General features: G+C 48.3%; 1 protein-coding gene. It reads right to left on the bottom strand.

The window, feature by feature from the left end; translation table 11 throughout:
- Positions 1-606 (bottom strand): ACP S-malonyltransferase (gene fabD / locus R7P74_RS27715; protein WP_318123882.1); only part of this gene is annotated, 606 nt, incomplete at both ends.

Raw genomic sequence — 606 nt, forward strand, 5'->3', positions numbered from 1 at the left:
TTTGCAGGGTCAGTTTCAGCTGCCACATCAACGTTATTGATAACTGGAAGTTGTGGTGTGTTGAATTCGATAGACTCTAGCGCTACTGCTAGTTTATCTGCTGCTGGTTTCATTAACGCGCAGTGTGAAGGCACTGACACAGGAAGAGGAAGAGCACGTTTCGCGCCAGCTTCTTTACACAGTGCACCAGCGCGCTCTACTGCATCTTTACTACCTGCGATAACAACTTGACCAGGAGAATTGAAGTTTACTGGAGAAACGACATCGCCTTGCGCTGCTTCTTCACACGCCTTTGCAATCGCATCATCATCTAGACCGATGATTGCATACATTGCGCCAGTACCCGCAGGAACCGCTTCTTGCATTAGCTTGCCACGTAGTTCAACCAATTTGATTGCTTCTTTAAAGTCAATCACGCCAGCGCACACAAGCGCTGAGTATTCACCGAGACTGTGACCCGCTAGGTTTGCTGGTTGTTCTAGACCAAGCTCTTGCCATACGCGCCAAATAGCGACAGAAGATGCAAGCAATGCAGGCTGAGTACGGAAAGTTTGGTTTAGATCTTCAGCAGGGCCATTTTGAACAAGCGCCCATAGATCGTAACCT

The organism is Vibrio sp. 2033, from assembly GCF_033339735.1.